This window comes from Belnapia sp. AC561, assembly GCF_979252845.1.
The window spans coordinates 1-6,457 of sequence record NZ_CEEDBP010000080.1; the positions used below are offsets into that span (position 1 = coordinate 1).

Below are 6,457 nucleotides of genomic sequence, written 5' to 3' on the forward strand. Positions count from 1 at the left end.
ACCAGCATAGCATGATCCATGAGCCTCCCGAGAAAGGGACGCCACACCGTTACCAAAAAAGCACAGCAGACCTAGGAAGGCGATTTCGAGTCAGGCGTCATCAGAACTTGCGGAGTGATGCGTCCTCGCGGCCTCCCTAGATTGTTGCTAGATAAGGGAATTGGCCATTTCTTGGTACAATATCCAAATGGCGGTGATGGGCTTGGGCAGCCATTCGTGCCTCCATGCTTCGTGGATCCTATCGCGGGTTGCATGGGACAATGTCTTCGGGCCTCGGGGGCTCCACTGGAACCTCGAACACGGCAAGATAGATCGACCGCCCCTCGATCCAGTGCCACGCCACTTCCCGGTAGCCTACAGCCGCGAGTTCACAGGACAGCAGCGCACGGGGCGTGCCATGCGCCAAGACAGGGCCATCCACGTCCAGGATCGCCACTCGCCCGCCGGGCTTCATCGCCGGGGCAAGGTTGGCGAGCAGGCCGAAGGGCTGCGCGATCTCGTGGTACATGTGGACCAGCAAGGCAATGTCGACCGAGCACGGCGCCAGCCGCGGGTCATGTGGCTCGCCGAGGATGAGCGAGACATTGCCCAGCCGCCCACGCGAGACGCGCTGCCCGAGCTGGTTGAGAGTTCTCTGTTCCAAATCCTGCGCGATGACCCGGCCTTCTGGACCAACGCGTTGCGACAGGTGCCCGACATAATAGCCAGCACCGGCGCCTATATCGGCCACCGTCATGCCAGGACGGACGCCGAGCAGGTCCATGACCTTGCCTGCCTCGCCAGCACGCTCGCGACTGTCCTCACTCGACCACTGGTCGGACACGATGCCGGCCACCGGGCGTTGCGGTTTCGGGAAGCGCTCGGCCCCCAAGCCGGGTGGTGCCGCGGCCGATACCGTGGCCTCTGGCGCAGCGGCAGAGCAAGAGGACACGACGAGCGTCATGGCCACTCCCGCCAGCTTGGCGAGGAGTGGCACCATGATGATGCGTCCGCTGCGGCTAGCCATCAGCACGCTTTTCTTTGCGCCCGATCACGGCCCAAAGCGGGTCGCGGCCCCACTGCTCCGCTGATATCAGTTCCCTTGCCTCAATGTTGGAGAAACCGGCGCTCCGCAAATAGAGCGACACCAGTTCGCATTGAGCCTGCCCATCGAGACCCTGCCAAACTGCAACCGCCTTTGTTGGAAAGCAGCGGTTGGAGAAGGTGATTGCCATGACGCCGCTTGGCCGCAGCACGCGCGCCACCTCGCGCAGCACCTCGACCGGTCGCTGGAGGTATTGGATGGAGACGCACATGCCGGCCGCGTCCACGCTCGCGTCAGCGAGTGGCAATAAGGGATCCCGGTTCAGATCTTGGACGAACCAACAGGCAAGCCGTGGGTTGGCCGCCAACTCTGCCGCGTTCATGCCGTGGCCGATGACTTCGGCGTATGCGACCTCATCTGGCAGATGGCTGACCCAACTCGACATCAGGTCGAGCACCATTCCGTCGGCAGGAAAGAGTGTACGATAGAGCCCAGTCACGGCTGCGATGGCGCCTTCGTCGATGTGCGTGACGAAGCGAGGCTCGGCATAAAAAATCGCATCCGGCAACGGGTCAGCCTTGGCGAAAGCGCGCAACGGCAGGTTTGGCAAACCGTCCTCGGTCATAATGACGGGACCTCCCGAATGATAGTCCTTCAGAGGTAGGGCGGCCCAGGGGATTGCCAATTCTGAGGCAGCATCCCTTGTGTCATCAGCATGACGAGGCATTGCTTAAGGTCGAAGCAATCCAGCGTCATCAGCTCAGATAAAGCGGCGCGGGTGGTATTCCTGGCATTGCAGGGCGAGGATCAGGCCAGAACGCTTCTGACCTGTGCCGCTGGAGATTGCCGGTCGAGGCCGCCACTGCTGTGGCGGTCCAGCTGCGGCTGATCGCCTATGACGGCTATGCCGGACCCGACGAGGCCGCCCCGGCGCTCCGTACTCCTACCCCCTGTGCTGTCCTCTACCCTGCTTCGCCGCGAGCCGGCCGTTGTGCCGGTGCGGCCGCAGTCCTCGCTGCTCTAGACGGATCGATTGGCAGACTGCAACAGCGACAGGGGTTCACTCACGCAGTCCGCCGATCGCCACCAAGCGTGGCGCTACCGGCGGGCGCGACGGGTAAAGCGTCAGACCCTCCTCTCCCACCGTCACCATCGCCCCCTCATAAGCCGCAACCGCCGGTGCTAGGGCTTTCCTAAAGTCGCGGACGAAATCGCGTTGCCTGGAGTAGCCGCCACCGAATTGCTCTCCCAGCGCCGCCCAGCGGATCGGTGTTGGCACGGTCAGTGTGTGGAGCCGGTAGGCCAGCCAGATGTAGAGGTCGAGCGACACGCTGCGGTCAGCCAGCTCGCGCAGCGCTGTCTCGCGTAGTGGAACTGGATGTCGCCGCAATGCCTCGTAGAAGACCGGATCAAGGACAACCCGGTCCTCCCACAGCGAAGTCTGCCGCTCGTCCTCGCGCGGTCGCTCGTGAAAGCGTAGTCCGCTCTGCACGAAGCCACCCTTGGTCCAACCATCGGCGCTCTCGCCCTCCCAGCTAAACCGCAGATGGCACGCGGTGATCCGCACGGCCTGCTCGCGTAGAGCCTTGCCTGTCTCTCCGCCCCAGGTCAGCCCCATCCGCCCCAGCCAGTCGCGCATTGACCGACCGAGCTCGACCTCGCGCGAGCCTGTCCTGACCGCCTGGGTCTGCAGGTAGAGCAGAATCATTCGGGCCCGTGCCCCATAGGGAACGCCGAGGTAGCTCCGCTTGCCATCCTTTACTGCCCGGCCAGGCTCTACCAGAAGCGACACTCGGTGACCGCGGCGCTCCCAGATTTCGTCATCAGCTAGTTTCTTGTGCGGCAAGCCGGTGAGGCAGAAGCCGCTGTACGAGATCCCAATTCGGCCGTCCTCGTCAGCCATAACCTCGGCTGCAATATCGGCTAGCGGGCGCTTCTCTGGCTCCAGCATCAATCGGGCGCGCTCGCGGCCATGCGCTAGGACCAGCCGTCGTGCGCCGCTGTCGGCTTCGTCCACCATCCCGCCCTCGCCCGATCCTGCCAGACCATCGGCGGCGTCAGCGGCCGGCGTCAACGGGGGGATAACTCGCGCTCCCTACTCGTAGGCTAGTTGGAAGTAATTAGTAGAGTCTGCGAGTTCACCCCCCGGGATAAAGCCGATTCCCGCGAGTTCACCCCCCGTTTTGGCGAGTTCACCCCCCGGGATGAATGGGTCGCCGGTGGATAAGCCGGGCGCGAGTTCTCCCCCCACCTTTTGCCGAATCGGCCAAGGCAGCAGCAGACAAAACCGATTCAGAATTATTGTTACGTATTCGCCCTACCTGGGAAAAGGCGACGGGGAAGGACAAGAATGTCCGCACCCAAGGTCGTGCCCGTAGTGGAAGCGACGTGTTCGGCGTTACCCAGGCTTTGCGGGCGGTCGACAATAACCGCGCCGCCGCGCGTCTCCACCTTTCCTGACCAGACAGTAGTAGAGAATGCGTTGTTCTGTTCACAAAACTTTATTGCTGAGATCCTCGATTTCTACGACATTAACAATCAAAACTTTCGTCGGTTATTGCACTATACATAAAATCTGCTACGACCTGATGAACCAACCGGCATGCCGACACACCGGCATATCGGCATACCGGCATTCGAGCCTGCCTGCTCACCGGCGCGGCTGCTTTCGTAGATCAGTGAAATCGGCCTCAACCACTGGATAGCCGGCCTCCCGTAGCAATTCGAGCAGCAGGATGGTCGCCGTCACCCCCCGCCGCGCCGCCCGGGTCTTGATCTCGGTCACCACTGCATCCGGCAGCAAGAACTCGATACCACGCCGCGGTGGTTTCGTAGGCGGTGCAGCGCGCTCGGCCGCAACGACGGGCGCCGCCCGCCCTCTCATTTGCCCAGCCGGCAACGTCGCACTCAGCGGATCAAGCCGCCGGCGCAACTCGTCGTCGTTTAAATCTAGATCCGGCAGCGGCAGCGGAGCGCGGCTCACAGTTTCAACCTCACTAGCGCCGCGACTTCGGTCGCCAAAGCCTCGACATTGCCGGCGGCACCACCCTCCGGATTGTCCTCCAGCGGGCTTTTCCCGGTGTAGGTCATCATCCTGAACGCTGCCCGCTCGACCAATTCGGTCGACAGCATCGCCAGACCGCGCTGCTCGAACTGCCTCCGGCTGTGCTCCGTTACCCGCTGGCGCAGCACCGGCGTCCGAGTCAGCACCACCCGGCAGTTGATCGGGCGGCCGGTCAAATCCGCCGCTCGCGCCACTACTGCTGCCGTCTTCATCGCCTCCACGACATCAAACATCGACGGCTGGGCCGGAATCAGCACCAGATTCGCCTTGCCGCAGGCGTAGAGCATCGCTTGGTTGCTGGACCCCTCCAAGTCGATCAGCACCAACCGCGACCGCTGCGAGGCCTCGGTGACCGCCTCCAGTAGAGTGTCGCTGGTCGCCACGTCCGCTCCCACCCCCTGCGGCTTGCCTCGGCGAATTGTCTGAAACAGCGTCTGGTTGGGATCGGCATCAAGGCAGAACACCGACATATCGGCATTCCGGTCAACCGATATGTCGGTATTCCGATCATCCGACGCATTGAGAAATCGGCGTGCCAGGGTGGTTGCCAGACAGAAAGCGAGGGTGGTCTTTCCCACCCCCCCCTTGGTGCTTGCCAAAGCGATGATCGGTGTTGCCATGCCGCTAGAATGCCGGTCGGCCTATGTGTCAGTCTACCAGAACAACCGAGCAACCGGTATGCCGGTGTACCGGTTGGCCGAAACGCCGGTTGGTCGGCTTATCGGCATTCCGATAAGCCGACCAACCGATAACTTCGCTTTCCTGTCAGCCGATCAACCGGCATGTCTGGATGACGGTACGCCGGATAACCGGGATTCCGGCCTACCGACATGCCAGTGCTTAACGTTTGTGGCCATGCGTATAACCAGCCAGGGCAGGAATGGTGATGCCGCAGAGTGCGTCGATCCCGGCGCCGTTCAACATCAGGGTCTGCGCATCGTTGCTGCAAGCGGCAAGCGCTAGCAGAACAAGGGGGTTCATTATGAACGTCCATCAGGAGGAGGTGAGCAGCCCCAATCGAGTGGTCCGCACGGAATTTAGTGGGGCATTGGCCTGCTCAGTTGAAGTAGTCCAACAGTTGTGAGAAGCCGATGCGGCCTGGAGTGTTTGGGTTTGGTGGTCCAGGTTCAGGGTTAGCTTTCGCCGTATCACCTCAGTGTCGCCTCATGTCACCTTAGCGCGGCGGTAGGCGCGGAAAATGACATCGGCGATCATGCACAGCGTGGTTCTGGTCGAGCCCCTTAGAGCGGTTTCCCATCAGTCTGCGTCATAGCCGGCGGCGGCGAAGTAGTTGGCGCATTCGGTCGGGGTGAAGGTGTCGATGATGCGTCCGATGGCAGCCCATAGCCCGTCGAGGCTGCGCTCGGCTGCGCTGCGGAGCGCAGCCTTCAGCTTGGCGAAGGCCTGCTCGATTGGGTTGCAGTCCGGGCTGTAGGGCGGGAGGTAGAGCAGGTTGGCGCCTGCAGCCTCAATGGCGGCCCTGACGCCTGCGCCCTTGTGGCTGCCGAGGTTGTCCATCACGACGATGTCGCCGGGGCGGAGTTCGGGCACCAGGACCTGCTCCACGTAGTCCTGGAAGAGGGAGCCGTTGATCGGCCCGTCGAGCACCATGGGCGCGACCACGCCGGTATTGCGCAGGCCGGCGACGAAGGTGGTGGTCAGCCAGTGGCCGTGCGGGTTAGCGGCCCGCAGCCGCTCGCCCTTGGGCGCTCGGCCATGGGTGCGGGCCATGTTGGTCGAGGCCCAGGTTTCATCGATGAACACCAGCCGGTCCGGATCGAGGTCAGGCTGCGCCTCGAACCAGGCCCAGCGTCGCCTCAGGACGTCCGGGCGGTCCTGCTCCGCGGCGTGGGCGGTCTTTTTTTACGCGTCATCCGGCGCCGGTCGAGGAAGCGCCACAACGTGCCGATGCCGGCCGACACACCAGCCTTGGCCAATCCAGCCTGGATCTCCCGCAGCGTGATGTCCGACTTATGGTCGACGAGGCGGAGGATCAGCGCCGCATGTGCCTCGATCCGTGCCGAACGCCGGTCCCCGCCAAGCGGCCCTGGCGCGACCGAGCCCACCTCCCGCACCAGCGCCGCCCACCGGACCGCGCTGGCCGCGCTCACCCCAAAGCGCACCGCCGCCGCCCGGCAGGATGACCCCGCCGCGATCGCCGCAACTACGCGTTCCCGCAAATCGACCGACAGCGCCTTGGACATGTCTATCGCCCCTCATGCCGAGGGGCAACTGAATCACCATCGTGCAGCCCGTGGGATCACAAGCGATTCAGTCAGGCCGGAAACCGCTCTAGTGTCCTGATTCCGTAGTTCCTCCGATCTGTTGGGAACGGAGGCAGAAGCGCTGGATGGCGGCGAGGATGTCGT

6 protein-coding genes are annotated in these 6,457 nt (G+C 63.1%); all 6 read right to left on the reverse strand.

Translation table 11 applies throughout. The annotated features are described in order from the left end of the window. Positions 1–238: 238 nt before the first annotated feature. Positions 239–1,006: a class I SAM-dependent methyltransferase gene (locus AC0IW9_RS29755; protein ID WP_471651927.1), complete on the reverse strand. Its 768-nt coding sequence runs from the start codon at positions 1,004–1,006 to the stop codon at positions 239–241. After that, the gene (locus AC0IW9_RS29760; protein WP_471651928.1) at positions 999–1,649 is read right to left on the reverse strand and encodes a class I SAM-dependent methyltransferase; all 651 of its coding nucleotides are present in this window, start codon (positions 1,647–1,649) and stop codon (positions 999–1,001) included. The genes AC0IW9_RS29755 and AC0IW9_RS29760 overlap by 8 nt, the downstream gene beginning before the upstream one ends. 435 nt (positions 1,650–2,084) lie before the next feature. Further along, positions 2,085–3,044: a replication protein RepA gene (locus AC0IW9_RS29765; protein WP_471651929.1), complete on the reverse strand. Its 960-nt coding sequence runs from the start codon at positions 3,042–3,044 to the stop codon at positions 2,085–2,087. A gap of 630 nt (positions 3,045–3,674) precedes the next feature. Beyond that, positions 3,675–3,809, reverse strand: a complete 135-nt coding sequence (locus AC0IW9_RS29770; RefSeq protein WP_471651930.1) for a hypothetical protein — start codon at positions 3,807–3,809, stop codon at positions 3,675–3,677. Between the two features lie 194 nt (positions 3,810–4,003). Beyond that, positions 4,004–4,708, reverse strand: a complete 705-nt coding sequence (locus tag AC0IW9_RS29775) for a nucleotide-binding protein (RefSeq protein WP_471651931.1) — start codon at positions 4,706–4,708, stop codon at positions 4,004–4,006. Positions 4,709–5,345: 637 nt separating this feature from the next. Further along, a protein-coding gene (locus AC0IW9_RS29780) for an IS630 family transposase (RefSeq protein ID WP_471651932.1) occupies positions 5,346–6,292 on the reverse strand; the annotation gives its coding sequence in 2 pieces (ribosomal slippage) (positions 5,346–5,953 and positions 5,953–6,292; 948 coding nt in all). Positions 6,293–6,457: the final 165 nt, after the last annotated feature.